This window comes from Vermiculatibacterium agrestimuris, from assembly GCF_943193085.1.
GTDB classification, from domain to species: Bacteria; Bacillota; Clostridia; order Oscillospirales; family Oscillospiraceae; genus Vermiculatibacterium; species Vermiculatibacterium agrestimuris.
In genome coordinates this window covers 1-16553 of the sequence record NZ_CALPCU010000034.1, presented here as the reverse complement: position 1 = coordinate 16553, position 16553 = coordinate 1, and the positions used below count along the sequence as shown (strand labels likewise).

Here is a 16553-nt window from a genome sequence, read left to right as displayed (position 1 = left end):
GTTGCCGCCGGCGGCAACGGCACCGTCCTGGTCAAGCCCAAGACGCCCGCCGGCCTGGCCGCGGGCACCTACGTGATCCCCGTAACTGTGACCTATAAGCAGGTGGGCAGCGACGCCACCGAGCTGAAGGTGGAGACCACGGTGACCTATGTGGTCACCGAGACCACCTATACCCTGACGGTGAAGTATCCCACCGGGGCCAACAGCGGCGTGAGCAATGTGCAGTACATTCTCAACGGCGGCACGGCCACGGCCATTGCCAACAACGGCACCGTGACGGTGAAGCCCGCCGACGTGGTGACCATCACCGCCACCCTCACCGACTGCACCGGCAGCTGGGCCACCACTGCCTGTACCGAGAATGTGGACACCGGCTCTGTGCTGGGTATCAGCACCTTCACCGGCAATGCCACCGCCACCCTGAGCGTCACCGGCAAGGCCAAGCTCACCTATGAGCCCACCGCCGGCGCCGCCACCGAGGGGGCGGCCACCGTGACCACCAACCCGGCGCTGAAGATCAGCAACGTGGGCACCGGCAACGCCAACATCACCAAGATCACGGTGACCAACAACAATGCCAGCGACAGCAAGACCTTCGGCGGCAGCACCAGCACCGCCGTCAATCTGGCTGCCGGCGCCAACCACGCCATCACCCTGGCGCCCAACAACTGGGGCTCCGCTTGGGCGGCGGGCACCTACACCGCCAAGGTGACGGTGGAATACACCGATTCCTCCGGAAGCCACACCGATGTGACTTACGTGCCCTTCATCGTCTCCGCCCCCAGCACCTTTACGGGCAAGGTGACGGTGCTGTGGAACAACAGCTCCACTCTGGGCAGCAACGTCACCGGCGTGTCCCTGACGGGCAATCCCGCCGGCACCCAGTCGGGCAACGTGTGGACGTTTGCCAACCTGAGCAGCGCCAGCGCCTACAACATTACTGTGGCCACGCCCAACGGCGATGTCGTCAGCACCCAGACCCTGAACAACGGCAACCAGGAGGTCACCATCTATATCTCCACGGTGTCCGTGGTGGCCAATGGCACCGGCCAGGGCAGCGTGAAGCTGGCCGGGGCGAGCACGCCGCTGACCAAGGCCTACGAGGAGGGGGCGGCGGTAGCGATCGAGGCCATTCCCGCCAGCACCTATAAGTTTGACAAATGGCAGAAGGGGAGCACTGACGTGGCCCTGGGCGCCGCCGCCACCGTGCTGGCTGAAAAGACCAACACCACCTACACCGCCTACTTCACCCAGGACTTCAAGGTGACCTATGACGGCAATGGTACGGGCTCCAGCAATGTGCCTGTGGATCAGAACAGTTACAAGCGGGACGCCAAGGTGACGGTGTCCACCACCGTGCCTACCCGTCCGGGCTATACCTTTGACGGCTGGTACAGCGCGGCCACCGGCGGCACCAAGTTCGGCACCACCTTTACCATCACCACCGACACCACCCTCTACGCCCACTGGACGGCTGTCAGCCCCACCGAGGTGGCTCCCATTACGGAGAGCACCGTCGTCCACTACGGCGACAGCTTCTCCTCCAACGCCGTGGCCTCCGCAGTGCGGGGGGCCAACGCCGGCGTGCCCTTCACTTACAGTGACGAGAGCGCCGCCGCCAAGCTGACCTCCATCGGCCTGAGCCTGGACGCCAGCGGCAACATCAGCGGCCGGCCCTACAAGGTGGGTACCTTCACCTTCACCATCCGGGCCACCGATACCCGCAACAACACCTATACCGACGTCAGCTATACTCTGACGGTAAAGAAGGCCCAGCCCACCCTGACGGCCTCGGTGGCCTCCGGCAACCAGACGGGCAGCGCCTTCAGCGCCGCCAAGTATAACTATACCGTCACCGCCCCGCTGTACACTGCCTCCGGCTGGCAGAACGCCACCCTGATGACGGGTACAGGGGCCGACCTCACCGCCACCGCACCGGATAACGCCGGTACGGTGAGTCTTGACGCGCCTACCACCCTGTTTGAAAACAGCGCCAAGGATATCGGTCTCACTTATGCCCCCGGAACCAAGACCGACGGAGCAAGCAATGCCTATACCGCCATCTATGAGAATGCCGCCACGACTTTGTCCGTGGCGGGAACCGGCGTTGTGGAGGCCCTGTCCATCAGCCCCAACACCCACGACTTCGGCTGGGTGAACGATGACGGCTCTCAGATCACCCAGACCAACTACATCCAGCCCGCGGCCTTTACCTATACGGTGAAGAACGAGGGCAACGTGACCACGGGGGCCATTACCATCACCGCCCCCGCGGGCTACACCGCCTCGGTGACCTCCCTTGCCGCCCTGGCGCCCGGCGCCACCGCCACCTTCACCCTCCGGCCCGACGAGCACCTGCCCGTGGGCAAGCATCCCGGCGTGATCTCGGCCAGCTACACCAGCACCCAGACGGGCACGCCCACCATCTCCGCCTCCGCCGGGGCCGACTTCGAGGTGAAGGCCCCCGCTATCTTCAGCGGCTATATCACCGTGAAGACCCAGGCGGTTGGCGCCACCGAGCCCAGCGTGAGCGCCCTGCCCGGCGATTATGCCGTGAGCCTGGTGCCTGTGGGCGGCGGAGCGGCAGTTGGGCCCATTGCTCAGAGCGATGTGGCCACTACCGGCCGCTACCGCTTTGAGAACGCGGACGCCACCAAGGAGTACAACATTGTGGTGACCAAGTCCGGCACCAATGCCGATTCCTGGACGGTGCCCGACCGGCTGGTGAGCCTTGCCAACCGCACCAACCAGGGCCTGATCCTCTATGAGCTGAAGACCGCCGACGACGGCACCAGCGGCGTGACCACCACCGGCGACGGCTACTATCTGGCCGGCGTGGGCGTGACTATTACCGCCACCGCCTCTGCGGGCAACATGGCCTTTGACAAGTGGACGGAAGTGACGGCGCAGAGCAGCCCGAACGCGACCAGCTACAGCAACAACGCCGCCAGCACCTCCTATGCCATGCCCGCCCAGTCCGCCACCCTGACGGCCCACTACAAGAACACCGACGCCACCGAGTGCACCATCACCTACGACGCCAACCGGCCCGGCGATGTAAAGAACGACGTGAACATCTGGACGCCCGGGCCTGAGACCGGCGTGGCTGTGGGTACCGCCCATACCCTTCTCACCGGCACGCCCACGCTGCTGGGATACACCTTCGAGGGCTGGTTTGCGGCGCCTACCGGCGGCACCGCCATCACTTCCGTTACGCCCGCCGGCGACACCACGGTCTATGCCCACTGGACGCCTGTCGCCCTGACGGCCACCGGAACTGCCCCTGACGGCACCTATGGCACCGGCTACACCGGCGGTAAGGTGAGCGTCACCACCCCCAGCGGCGCCACGGCCACCTACAAGGTCACCGCCGGTGCGCTGCCCGGCGGGCTGACCCTGGACGAGAACACCGGCGCCATCACCGGCATCCCCTATGAGATCTGCACCAACAAGCCGGTGACTGTGACGGTCACCATGAGCAACGATGTAAACACCACGCCGCGCACCACGACGGTTGACCTTACTATCACCATCAACCCCGCCACGCCCACCATTACCGGCGTGACGGCGACAAACGTCGTCACCGGCGCGGATCCCAGCACCTACAACTACGTGGTCACCGTGGCCGGCCCCAAGTATACCGGCACCGGTTGGGAGACGGCTGTAGACGAGCTTGTCTACACGCCCGGCACTGCCGCGGGCAAGCAGAGCGGTATCGGCTCGGCCAGCTTCTCTGACAACAGCGGCAAGGTGACGGTGGACTTCACCCCGGCCAATACCGACTTTGACGGAGAGAACCAGACCCAGAATAAGGTTTGGACGACTGCAACGAAGGATATCACTGTCACCGCCGACAGCGATAAGGTAGTCCTGGGCGTGAGCGAGGAGGCCTGGCACTTTACTAAGACCGGCGCCGCCAACGGCGACCATGCTATTGAGGACTACACCGTCAATGCCGCTGGCACCGACGGCCTGGTGACTACCACCAACGCCGTGGGCGGCAAGCAGTTCACCGTGACCAACACCGGTAGCAAGGCCACCGGGACTATGAGCTATAAATTTGGTAGCGCGGCCAACCCCGGTGAGAACGGTACCTATTTCGAAATGAACGGCTTCAGCACCACCAGCCTGCCTGCCACTACCGGGTCGGCCAACTTCATTGTCAGTGTGAAGGGAGATTTGCCCCAGGGAACCTATACCGACACCCTGACCGTCTCGGCCCAGGACGGTACGGCCAAGATCATCAACCTGTTCTTCTACGTGGATAGATCCGCCACCTATACCGGCACCGTGACGGTCTATGTCACCGACGTGACCCCCACTGCGCCCAACAACGGCACCACCAAGACCCAGATCCCCGCCGCCGTGACCGGCGGTAAGGTGGAGTTTGTGCCCAGCGACGGCGGAGCCGCCGTCACGGCCACCTGGGACGCCGCGGGCAGCGTCTACAAGTCCGACGCCCTGGAGACCGGCAAGGGCTACTCCGTGCGGGTGACCACCACCGGCGGGGCCTGGACGGTTCCCGGCAGCATCGCCAACGACGGCGACAACGTGGATGTGAAGCTCTATCAGGTCCAGCTGGCCTCCGCCCCCGCGGGGCTGACCGTGACCCAGACCGGCGCGGGCTATTACGCCGAAAATCAGCCCGCCGCCCTTACCACCGGGGCCACGGCCACCGGCGCCGGCGGGACCTCCCACGCCTTCAAGACCTGGGACGACGCCAACAGCACCACCGCCGCCAGCTTCAACGCGGTGATCACCGACGCGGTGAAGTTCACCGCCACCTACGAGGCTACCCTGACCCTGACCTATGACGCCAACGGCGGCACGGGCGACGCGGTGAGCGGCGACAATCCCGAGGCCCACAACGCCGGGGATAAGTTCTCCCTGAAGAACTGCACCGCCACCAAGGACGGCTATACCTTCGACGGCTGGGACACCCAGGCTGACGGCACAGGCACCCGGTATCAGGCGGGCGCCACTTACACCATGCCCGATACCAGCACCACCCTCTACGCCATCTGGAAGGCCAACGACGCCATGAGCCTGCCCGGCAACAGCTGGACGGTGGCCTATAAGGACACCCTGGGCGACAAGGTGATCAACGCCGTGGGCGGCATTCCCGGCTACACCTACGCCAAGGACAGCGGCAGCCTGCCCACCGGCTTCAGCTTCGACGCCACCAACCACAAGTTCTCCGGCACGGCCAGCAGCTACAGCACCACCGTGGCGGACAACAGCAAGACCATGACCGTCACCGCCACCGACAGCGTGGGCAAGACGGCCAACGGCAGCTTTACCATCACCGTGACCCAGGCCGACACCAAGGTGACCACCGGCTTCACCGCCCCGGGCACCAACCCCAGCGTGGGCGACACGGTGGATCCCAGCAAGCTGGGCAACAAGGACAACGTGGTGGTGAACTACTACAAGACCGACGGCACCACCGTGGGCGGCGACATTGACGCTGTGCCCGACACCGGCGGCACCGCCCCCGAGGGCACCTGGACCGTGGAGGGCCCGGACAAGTACCTGCCCGGGGAGAACACCTACGTGCTCAAGTTCACGCCCACCGATCCCGGCTTCAAGCCCTGCACCACCACCGTGACCGTGACGGCGGAGAACAAGAAGATCAACTCCGCCGAGATCGGCATCTTCTTCCCGGCCAACGGCGGTACGCCCAACACCACCGTTTCCGGCGACAATGGCAAGAAGATCGCCGCCACCACCACGCCCACCGTGGCTACGCCCACCGACACCTTCAAGGTGGACAACATCTCCTGGGCCCCGGCTGACAAGTTCGACTCCAAGAACGACTCCACCGTCTACGTTCAGCTGACGGCGGAGGACGGCTGGGAGTTTGACGCCGCCTTTGGGGGCTCCCTCACCGATCAGACCGCCACGTCCGCGGGCACCAAGACGGCCACGGTCATCGGCAACACCGGCAAGACCCTGACCCTGATGTACGTGTTCAAGGGTGAGGATCAGGTGGTGGATGACATTTATGTGGAAACCACCGCTGAGCTCAAGGTAGACGGTACAGATTCCAAGCTCATCGGCAAACCCGCCGACGCTTTGAAGTACACCGTTACCGACTACCACTGGGAGAAGACCACCGGCCACGAGAAGGTGGACGCCGCCCATCCCTTCCTGGCCGACACCCTCTACGACGCCGTGGTGAAAGTGGAGGCCAACGAGGGCTATAAGTTCAATACCGCCAACTTCGGCAACGCTGTGGGTCAGGATATCCATACCCATGCCTTCATCGACAACGGCGTGCCTAAGGAGGATCCCAAGACCAACACCGTGGAGGTGGTGATGAGCGCCGACGGCAAGAGCATCACCATCCGCTTCTCCGCCTTCAAGCCTGTGGCTTTGCGGGTGGTGGGCATCCGGGTCACCGAGGGCGCACTGACCACCACGAATTACTACGCCATTACCGCTACCGATAAGAATGCCGCCGGTAATGACGTCAAGACGACTACGGACGGCGTCTATGGACACAGCGCGCACAGCGCGCAGTACAGCGACGCGGGGAAGACCTCCATCAAGTATGTCCTGGTATACGAGGACGGCAGCGAGAGCACCGAGATCACCTATACCAACGAGACCTTGGTCTATGGTACTTCCGCCAGCGGGAACCTGTCTCCGATGCCCGCCGACGGCTACACCTTCACCGTTGAGAACCCCGCCGTGAAAGACGATGTGACGGAGTACGACGGGAAAAACGTGTATCTCAGCTACACAGTGAGCGGGAAGACCTACTATGCCGCCCAGCCTGTGGGCACTCTGACGGTGCGGCATTTGATCGCCGACGGGATTGCCCCGTCCCGGGTGTGGACCACCGCTGAGCTGACCTTCGTAAAGGGCGCGCAGTTTACTCTGCCCAGCACCAACGTGCCCACCGCCGATGTGGCTTTCAACTCCCACGACGCGCTGATACAGGCTGAATACGGCTTTACCTACGTCCAAACTCCGGCTGACGGTGGCAATCACTACTTCTATTCCACCGACGTGTCCTCCGCCGCTGCGGCCAAGACCGCCGAGCTCAAGGCGGGGGTCACCATGGCGGACGCTGACAACGGCAAGACCGTCTACATGTGCTACATCGACATCAACGGCAACCTGGTCTACGCCCCCGTGGGCGTGCTCAAGGTGTCCGGCGATACCAACATCAAGGTGTGGATCAGCAACACCAGCGATCCCACCGATAACGGAGCCGACGTCAGCAGCGCCAAGCCTGGCGCCACCACCGGCGGCTCCACCGAGCCCGAGTACGGCGAGACCATCAAGGCGAATGTGGAGGGGACGCCCGACGGTAACCTGACCTACACCTGGAAGGACGCCACCACCGGCGATGTGCTCCAGACCGGGCCCTCCGACACCTACGTACTGGGCAAGGACGATGTGGGCAAGATCATTACCGTCATCGTCACCGAGTCCGGGACTTCCGGCTCCACGGAGACCGTCAACAAGCCCGTGGGCCAGAAGCGCACCCTGAAGCTGGACGTGATCCATGTCAGCAAGGTCTACGACGGCACGGCCACCAACACCCACACCTATAAGACCACCAGCACCGCCAATGACTTCACCCTGTCCAATGTGATCAACGGCGATGTGGTCTACGTGTCCGCTTACACCGCCCCCGCCCCCGAATATGAGGCCGCTTCCGTGGGCAGCACCTTCGACTGGCCCGCCATCAGCGACGCCACCCGGGGCAACTACACCCTGTCCGACGGGGATCACTACCGCCTGGGCAACCAGGCCGCCCTGCCCGACAGAGGCGAGATCGTGGGCGACGACACCATCAATCCCATCACCGTGAAGAACGACGACATCCAGCCCGTGCGGGGCGGCAAGCCCACCGACACGCCCTTCACCAAGCCCACCGGCGAGGACCGCTACGATGTGGACCAGACCGAGCCTAAGGGCACCTGGTACTGGAAGGATGGAGAGACCTGGAAGCCCGTCACCGACGGCGGCCTGGACGACGAGGGCAACTTCAAGCCCTCCACGACCTATAAGGTCGTTGTGGAGGTAGAGGCGGAGGACGGCAAGAAGTTTGCCGAGGACGCCGACGGTTACTATGACATCGGCGGCCGGCTCTGGCCCGCCGAGGTGGAAGTGACCGGCGATCAGACCGGCGCTACTCTGACAGTGGAGTTCCCGCCCACCGCCGCGCCGGAAGGGGACATCAACGTCACCTACGTCACCGCCTTCTTCCAGGATCCGCCCATTGTGGACGAGACCGTTCCTGCCCATCCCGACTGGGTGGGCCGTGAGGTGGAGACGGTGAGCACCACCGTTAACGACAGCAACCCCGAGCACTTTGTGGTGCGCTGGTACGAGTCCAGCACGAAGCCGGACGCCTCTACCAACTGGGGCACCCCGCTGGTTGCAGGCTCCACCTTCCAGGCCGGTAAGTACTACAAGGTGGAAGTGGACGTGAAGCCCGGCAACGGCTACGCCTACAACCTGGACAGCACCGACGACGTCATGGACACCAAGTTCGCCATCAACACCAGCGCGGGTACCAACGACGCCACCGCGGTCAAGAACGGCGACAGCTACACCATGTCCTACGTGTTTGCTACCCCTGTGGCCCCCATTGAGATCGCCCACGTGAACCTGAGCGTGCCGCAGCCCGTGGTGGAGGGCAAGCCCGCCGACCACAGCACCGTGACCGTCAACCAGGCGCTGGGCACCAACGGCACGAACTACAACGCCACTCTGAATGTGACAAACGTCACCTGGAGCACCACCGACGCCTTTGAGGCCGACACGGTGTACACCCTGGAGTTTGACGTGACCACCGGCACCTACGACTACCTGAACGAGACCGCCGACAAGGTGGACTTTATCGTGGGTGGCGTCGGGCCCATTGAGGGCGCGGACAGCGCCACCGGCACCGGGGCCATCACCCAGGTGGAGACCACTGCCACGGACGCGGACAAGACCTACCATGTGAAGGTCACCTTCGGTGAGCTCAAGGGCGGCAAGGTCACCCTCACCGACGTGTATGTCAACGCCACCGTACCCGCCACCGACAAGAGCATTGACGCCGGCTACAAGCCCTTCGTAGATGCGGTGAAGCCTTATGAGCTCACCGGCGCCAACGACATCTGGCAGTACTGGAACAACACCGGCTGGGAGACCATTACCGACGCCAACAAGACCGCCGCTCTGGACGGCGACAAGTTCAAGGCGGGCGTGCCCTATCAGGTCATCGGCACGGTGCGGATGAAGACGGACACCGACTCTGCCAAGTACGTCATCGACGACGCCAAGACCAAGTTCTATCTGGCGGGCATCGAGTGCACCGACACCCCGGAGAACGCGGTGGCCGGAACCGGCACCTACACCCCCCTGGTGAAGAACGCCGGCGATCCCGCCACCTACACCCTGACCCGCCAGTTCCTGATCCCGGTGGATAAGATCATCACTGAGGTCACCAGCCACGCCAGCATTCCCGCCGTGGGCGGCGTGCTCACCGGCACGCCCTACACCGACGCCGTGGTGGATCTGGCCATTAACGGCTCGGGCAATATCCTGACCAGCCGGGTCACGGCCGGAACAGTGACCTGGAAGGTGCAGGACGGCAGCAACTGGGTGAATGTGCCCGGCAACACTGTGGAGCAGGGCAAGGTCTATCAGGCCACCTACACCCTGACCACCGACACCGCCAACGGTTACACCTATAAGGATGACGCCGCCGACAACGCCCAGCGGGTGAAGTTCACCATCCACGGCGTGGAGGTCACCGGCGAGGGCACCAAGACCCAGGGCGGCTACACCGTCACCACCAAGCGCAACAGCGACAGCTCCTACACCGTCACCGTGGTCTACCCCGAGACCTCCTCCGACACCAAGATCGCCCAGGTCACCGTGGACTACACCGTGCCTGTGGCCGGAGCGAATCCCGCGGTGGATAAGCAGTACACCCAGCACGAGCAGGTGAGCCTGAAGCACGACGCCCTGGTCACGGACGACAGCCACGGCAGCACCTGGCACGAGGGCAACAAGAACGGCAGCGTCATTGGCGCTTCTGAGACCTTCGGCAACGGGGACTACACCGTGGTGGCTACCTTCAAGGCCAATGACGGGGTGGACGGCAAGCCCGGCTTCGTCTTTGACAGCGAGACCGCTTTCATCGTCAACGGCAACTCCTATAAGGCCAGCGACGCCAACACCCACGTGACCCTGTCCGCCGACAAGAAGACCGCCACCGTGTGGCACACCTTCCCGGGCCTGGATAAGGAGATCGTGAAGGTCGTCACCTCCGTCACCGCGCCTGTGGCCGGGGCCGTGCCGCAGACCAAGGCGGACACGCCCGTGGCGGCCAACAAGGCCAACACCAACCTCCAGCCTGACGCGCTGACCATCGGCAATGTCATCTGGACAAAGACCGCCGGCGGCGCCCACATCGGGGCCTTTGATTACAGCACCGCCTACACCGCCGCCTATACGCTGACGGTGAACAGCGGCGATGGTTACAACTACCTGGCCGATACCGCCGCGTCTGACTACGTGGACTTCCTGGTCAACAGCAACACTGCTGTGGTGAATGTCAATGACACGGCCAATAACAGCCATACCACGACCTATGCTGACGGCACCGTGGTGACCCTGACCAAGACCAGCGACACGGTCTACACCGTCAAGATCGATTTCCCGGCCACCGACGCCAAGGTAGACAAAATCCTCACCGTCAATGTGAACACCACCGTGCCGCCTGAGCACAAGCTGCGGGTGCCCGATGTGTACATTGTGAGTACCGAGCCCTATACCAACCCCGCCGATCCCGCCAAGACCGACCTTGTGTGGAAGGTGAAGGGTGATGATGGGAACTGGACAGTCGTGGCGAAGGATACGCCCTTCGAGGCCGGTAAGGAGTACATGGTGGAGGGCAAAGTGGTTCTGAAGAACCCCACGACCACCACCTGGAACATTACCGAGGATACCAGGTTCTACCTGGGCGGTGTGGCCATTCCCGCCACAACCGCCACCGGCAGCCTGAACGACACCACCGGCGGCAGTGTGAGCTATACCACCGGCTTCGCGGCTGACAAGACCGCGGTGGACGGGATCTATCCCAAGGACACGGAGTTCACCGTCAGCCTGACCTTCCGCGCCCTGGCGGACAAGACCGATCCCACCATCGTCAAGGTGGCGGCCAACGTCCAGCAGCCCATTGCCAACCAGAGTATTCCCAGCGGGGCCGCTTCGCTCCTGCTGGCCCTGAACAAGGACGGCGTGGACATGAGCGCCTATGTCACCCCCAGCACGGTGACCTGGACGGAGAAGAACGCCGACGGGAACTTCGTGGCGCCCACCGGCACCACCTTCCGTACGGGCGGCAGCTATCAGGCTGAGTTCACCCTGACTGCCACCGACGCCGGCCACAAGTATGTTGCCGTGGCCGACCCGAAGGACTATCTGGATCTGCTCATCAACGGCGTGACCCACACCGACAAGAGCTGGCTGGAAGGCTCCACCGACGCCGAGACCGTGGGCGCCGACGGCACCATCAACCAGATCAAGGTGGAGATCGCGCCCAGCACTCCGGGCAGCGAGGCGACCAGCTACAAGGTCACCATCACCTTCAACGACATCAGCGACAAGGCGGACGTCCTGGCCGTTCTGGGTACCGCCAAGGTTCCCGAGGCCAAGGCCACGATCTCCGACAACGACATCGACGCCCTGCCCGGACAGGTCTATGAGAAGCAGAGCGCCCGTTGGCTGGACAAGAACGGCGATCCTGTCACCGAGACCAATTTCAAGCCCGGCAATACCTATACCGCCGAGCTCACAGTGAAGATCAAGGACGCCGAGAAGCCCTACTACCGGTTCAAAGAGACCACCACCGGCCTGCTCAACGGCAGCGGCGCGACGGTGGTCACCCGGGATCCCGCCACCGGCGAGCCCACCACCATCACCCTCAAGCTCACCTTCGAGGTGCCCAAGGAGGTCGTGAAGGTCCACGTGGCCAGTAACCGGCCCGCCGTGGGCGACCAGACCGTGGTCAACGACACCAACAAGAGCATCAACAAGTCCAATGCCACCGAGGATCGTTACGATCTGGGCGTTGTCGGCAATGTGGACGGTACGGATCTCTACGGCAAGTGGTACACCGATGCCGGCTGCACCATTCCCGCCACCCAGTTCGAGGAGGAGAAGACCTACTACATGCAGGTGGAGGTCACTCCCGGCGAGGATTACGCCCTCACTGAGGAGCCCGGAGATTACACCTGGGACACCAACCGTCAGAACGCCAACAGCGTGAAGAAGGTGGGCGACAAGTACGTGGCCGTCTTTGAGTACACCATCCGCAAGGCGGGGGAGAAGACCCCCAACGAGCTGGCGGTAACGGTCACGCCGCCTGTGGCCGGCAACAATGTCGACAAGGTCGGCAAGCCCGGCAATGACGATACCACCGTTAAGGGCGACGTGAAGTGGACTGACGGCAGCGGAAATGAGGTCAACAAGTTCGATTACAGCACGACCTATACCGCGACTGTGGTGGTGGAGCCCAAGGATCCCAATAACTTCGACTTCACGGCTCCCGAGTTTAAGCTCAACGGCGTAACGCCCACCGCGAAAGAGAATCTTGGAGAAGACGGTCAGCCCGACGGCACCTATACCCTGACCTACACCTTCCCGCCCACGTCGCCGAAGGAGACTGTCACCGTTCCCAGTGGCGGTGGCGGCGGTGGCGGCGGGACCGTGGAGCTGCCTCAGGTGTTCTACAAGCTGGGCGAGGTGGGCGTCACCGACGACCTCACCGCCGAGAAGGTCAAGCAGAACGGCAAGCCCTCCAAGGTGCCCAAGGTGGAAGGCCTGACCATCAAGGACAAGGACGGCAGCGAGAAGACCTATACCTTCATCGGCTGGTCCGAGACCGATCCGGCCAAGACCACCGGCACGCCTGTCCTGGTGGATCCCACCACCTTCAAGATCAGCAAGGACAAGACCTTCTACGCGGTGTATGAGATCAAGGGCCATACCGCCATTGATCACACCCACTACGTCATCGGCTTCCCCGACGGCACCTTCGGGCCCAGCGCGGACATCACCCGCGGCGAGGTGGCTACCATCATCGCCCGTGCCTGTCTGGACGGCTTCATTGAGGGCGCCAACTACGGCAACCCCGGCGGCTATTCCGACGTGGAGCGCCACTGGGCCTACAGCGCCATTTCCTACTGTACCGTGAACAGCGTCTTCACCGGCTACACCGACGGCACCTTCCGTCCCGACCAGCCCATTACCCGGCAGGAGCTGGCTACCGTGGTGGCCCGTCTCCACGGCCTGATCGCCAACCAGGGCGTGCCCTTTACCGACGCCGATCAGATCTCCAAGTGGGCTGTGGACGGCGTGTATACCGCCTACGCCAAGGGATGGATCAACGGCTATAAGGACGGCAGCTTCAAGCCGCTGCAGAACATCACCCGTGCCGAGACCGTGAAGGTCTTCAACGGCTATCTGGGCCGGGGCGTGGATGTGAAGGGCCTGGAGGAGATGCGCGAGTACGTCCACTCCGGCGTGGCCAGCAACAACCAGGAGAACGGTTACGATCAGTACATGACTTGGCCCGACGTGCCCAAGACCCACTGGGCCTACTACGAGATCATCGAGGCCGCCAATGACCACACCTTCTACTGGCTGGACGAGACCAACCCCGTGCCGCCCGAGCACTGGAGCAGTGTCTGGATCGATGAGGTCTGGCGCTATCACGACAGCACCAGCGATGGCGCTCGTCCCACCAACCCCGATACCGATACGCCCAGCTACTGAGCGAGCGGGAAGGGTCAAGCAGAACAAGAGCCCCTCAGCGAAAGCTGAGGGGCTCTTCATTGCCTTTTTGCCGGAAACCGGGTATAATATTGTTTCGCTGAAAGGAGGCCGAGCCTATGCCGGAATGGAAAATCGCCCTGCTGTCCACTGTGGGCCTGTTGAGCCTGCTGGTCATCGTGGGCCTGCTGACGCTGCCCCATTATCGTTTGACCCAGGTGGCGAAATATCTCCGGGCCACCCTGGAAGACCCGGAGAGGGAGCTGAAGGTGCCCCGCACCCTGCGCGGCGTGGGGAGTGAGCTCTCGGCGGTGCGCGCCCGGCTCCTGCTCCAGCAGAGCGAGTTGAAGCGGGAGGCCCAGCGGCAGCAGGAGCTCATCGCTTTTTTGGCCCACGACCTGAAGACCCCCCTGACCTCCGTGCTGGGCTATCTGGAGCTTCTCTGGGACGAGCCGGGCCTGACGGAGGAGCAGCGGGTCAAATATACCGGCATTGCCCTGAACAAGGCCCGCCGGCTGGAGGAGCTGGTGGGGGAGTTCTTTGACATCAACACCATGGAGCTGGCCTTGACCAAGCGGGAGAGCGTACAGCTCTCCTTTCTCCTGGAGCAGCTGGCCGACGAATTTTATCCCCTTTTTGCCTCCCGCTCTCTGACATGCCAGCCGGAGGTGGAGCCCGACCTGGTGGTGGAGGGGGACGGCGACCGGCTGGCCAGAGTGTTTGACAATGTGCTGCGCAACGCCGTGAGCTACTCTGCTCCCGGCGGCCCTGTGCTCCTCTCCGCCCGCCGGGAGGGGAAAAGCGCCGTGGTCACCATCGCCAACGACGGGCTGGAGATCCCGGAGAAGGAACTGACCAATATCTTTCAGAAATTCTACCGCCTGGACGCCGCCCGCTCCACCCGCACCGGCGGCGCGGGCCTGGGCCTGGCCATCGCCAAGGAGATCGTGGAGCTCCACGGCGGCGATATCCGGGCTGAGAGCACCGGCGAGCGCACGGCCTTCGTCATCACCCTGCCTCTTCAGGCGGGGAAGTAGGCCCCCTGTCTCCCAGGCCCGGGACTGACCCTCCCTTCCCCCATTTTCGTCATTTCCGCCATTTCCAATTCTTGCTTGACAAATTATTGACAAAGTCTATGATATAGTCTATACTGTTAGTTAGATTCGTACAGTAATACGGTCACACCACATCTAAAAAGAGGAGGAAAAAGAAATGAGCAACGATGTTTCTCGCCGCGATTTCCTGCGTAAGGCCGGTGTGGGCGCCCTGGGTCTGGGCGTTCTGACCCTGACCGGCTGCGCCGGCGCCGCCGGCTCTGCCCCCACCCCCGAGGATACCACCCCCGCCACCCCCGAGGCCATCGAGTCCCCCGCCTGGCCCTGGAAGTGGGAGGAGCTTGATCCCCAGGTCGCCCTGGAGAACGGCTACAAGGCCTTCTACAGCCACGGCGGCTGCTGCGCCGGTGCCGTCTCCGCCATTGTGGAGACCCTGGCCGGCCAGTATGGCTATCCCTACAACCAGATCAACGCCAAAATGTTCGCCGACGGTGCCGGCGGCTACGGCGTGCAGAGCCTGTGCGGCTCCCTGGGCGGCGCCTGCGCCGTCTTCGGCCTGTTCATGGAGGGCTCGGATGCCAATGGCCTGCGCAACGAGCTCTACGAGTGGTACAAGGGCCACGCCTTCCCCCAGTATCAGCCCGAGATGGCCTCTCCCGTCATGACCGTCTCCGAGTCCGTGGAGTGCCGCGACTCCGTGGGCAAGTACATGGCCGCCACTGGCTACGCCATGAGCGACCCTGGCCGTCTGGCCCGCTGCGCCGCCGTCACCGGTGAGGTGGCCGCCAAGGCCGCCGACCTGCTGAACATCAAGTTCGGCTACTACACCGAGCCCAAGGTGGCCCAGTCCACTCTGGACGGCGCTGACGAGCCCGAGCTGGGCCCCAACGAGTACATCGGCGAGGGCCAGGGCTACGGCGGTAAGATCAGGGTGAAGGTCACCATGGACGGCACCAAGATCGCCAAGATTGACGTCCTGAGCCACAGCGAGTCTGCCGGTATTTCCGACCCCGCCTTCGAGTCCGTGCCCAAGGCCATTATTGAGAAGCAGTCCGCCGAGGTGGACGTTGCCACCGGCGCCACCATGGCCAGCAACGGCATCATGGAGGCCGTGAAGGACGCTCTGAGCAAGGTGGGCAAGTAATTCTGCCCCTGTCTCCTTGACCGTATGTATAACTACCCGCCGGGGCGTGTATCCTAGGCGGGGTGGTAAATATGCGGATACAGTGGAAAAAATGGATCGTGGCGGTTTTGATCCCAGAGGCGGTAGGCGGGCTGTCCGCCCTTCTCACCAAGGACGGCATGGAACGGTTCCTGACTCTGCGTCAGCCGCCTCTGTCTCCGCCGCAATGGGTCTTCCCGGTGGTGTGGACGCTCCTCTTTTTCCTGATGGGCGTGGCATCTTACCTGGTGAGCGTTGGGGAAGATGTACGGGGAGATAAGCGCCGGGCTTTGACGCTTTACGCGCTCCAGCTGGGCGCCAACTTTCTCTGGACGATCCTCTTCTTCAACCTGGGCAGATACCTGCTGGCGTTTGTCTGGCTGCTTTTCTTATGGGTGCTGATCCTGTGTACCCTGCGCCTGTTCTGGCGTCTTTCAAGGCCCGCTGGACTCCTTCTGCTCCCGTATCTGCTCTGGGTCGCCTTTGCCGGCTATCTCAACTTCGGCATCTGGCTTCTGAACTGAAAAAGCGCCCTGCCAAAAAGGCAG

General features: G+C 63.2%; 4 protein-coding genes. All 4 read left to right on the top strand.

The features are described from left to right. Positions 1-87 precede the first annotated feature (87 nt). Entirely contained in the window at positions 88-13791 is a 13704-nt protein-coding gene (locus NFR87_RS09515; protein WP_277613137.1) for an S-layer homology domain-containing protein, read from the top strand. Between the two features lie 116 nt (positions 13792-13907). Beyond that, on the top strand, positions 13908-14825 hold the full coding sequence (locus NFR87_RS09510) for a sensor histidine kinase (RefSeq protein WP_251449131.1): 918 nt from the start codon (positions 13908-13910) through the stop codon (positions 14823-14825). A gap of 175 nt (positions 14826-15000) precedes the next feature. After that, positions 15001-15987: a C-GCAxxG-C-C family (seleno)protein gene (locus NFR87_RS09505; protein WP_251449130.1), complete on the top strand. Its 987-nt coding sequence runs from the start codon at positions 15001-15003 to the stop codon at positions 15985-15987. Between the two features lie 71 nt (positions 15988-16058). Next, positions 16059-16529: a TspO/MBR family protein gene (locus NFR87_RS09500; RefSeq protein WP_251449129.1), complete on the top strand. Its 471-nt coding sequence runs from the start codon at positions 16059-16061 to the stop codon at positions 16527-16529. Positions 16530-16553 lie beyond the last annotated feature (24 nt).

What these genes read in the sequence shown, in the direction of transcription:
- NFR87_RS09505 (WP_251449130.1), top strand. Translation starts at nt 15,001, where the DNA reads ATGAGCAACGATGTTTCTCGCCGCGATTTCCTGCGTAAGGCCGGTGTG.
- NFR87_RS09500 (WP_251449129.1), top strand. Translation starts at nt 16,059, where the DNA reads ATGCGGATACAGTGGAAAAAATGGATCGTGGCGGTTTTGATCCCAGAG.
- NFR87_RS09510 (WP_251449131.1), top strand. Translation starts at nt 13,908, where the DNA reads ATGCCGGAATGGAAAATCGCCCTGCTGTCCACTGTGGGCCTGTTGAGC.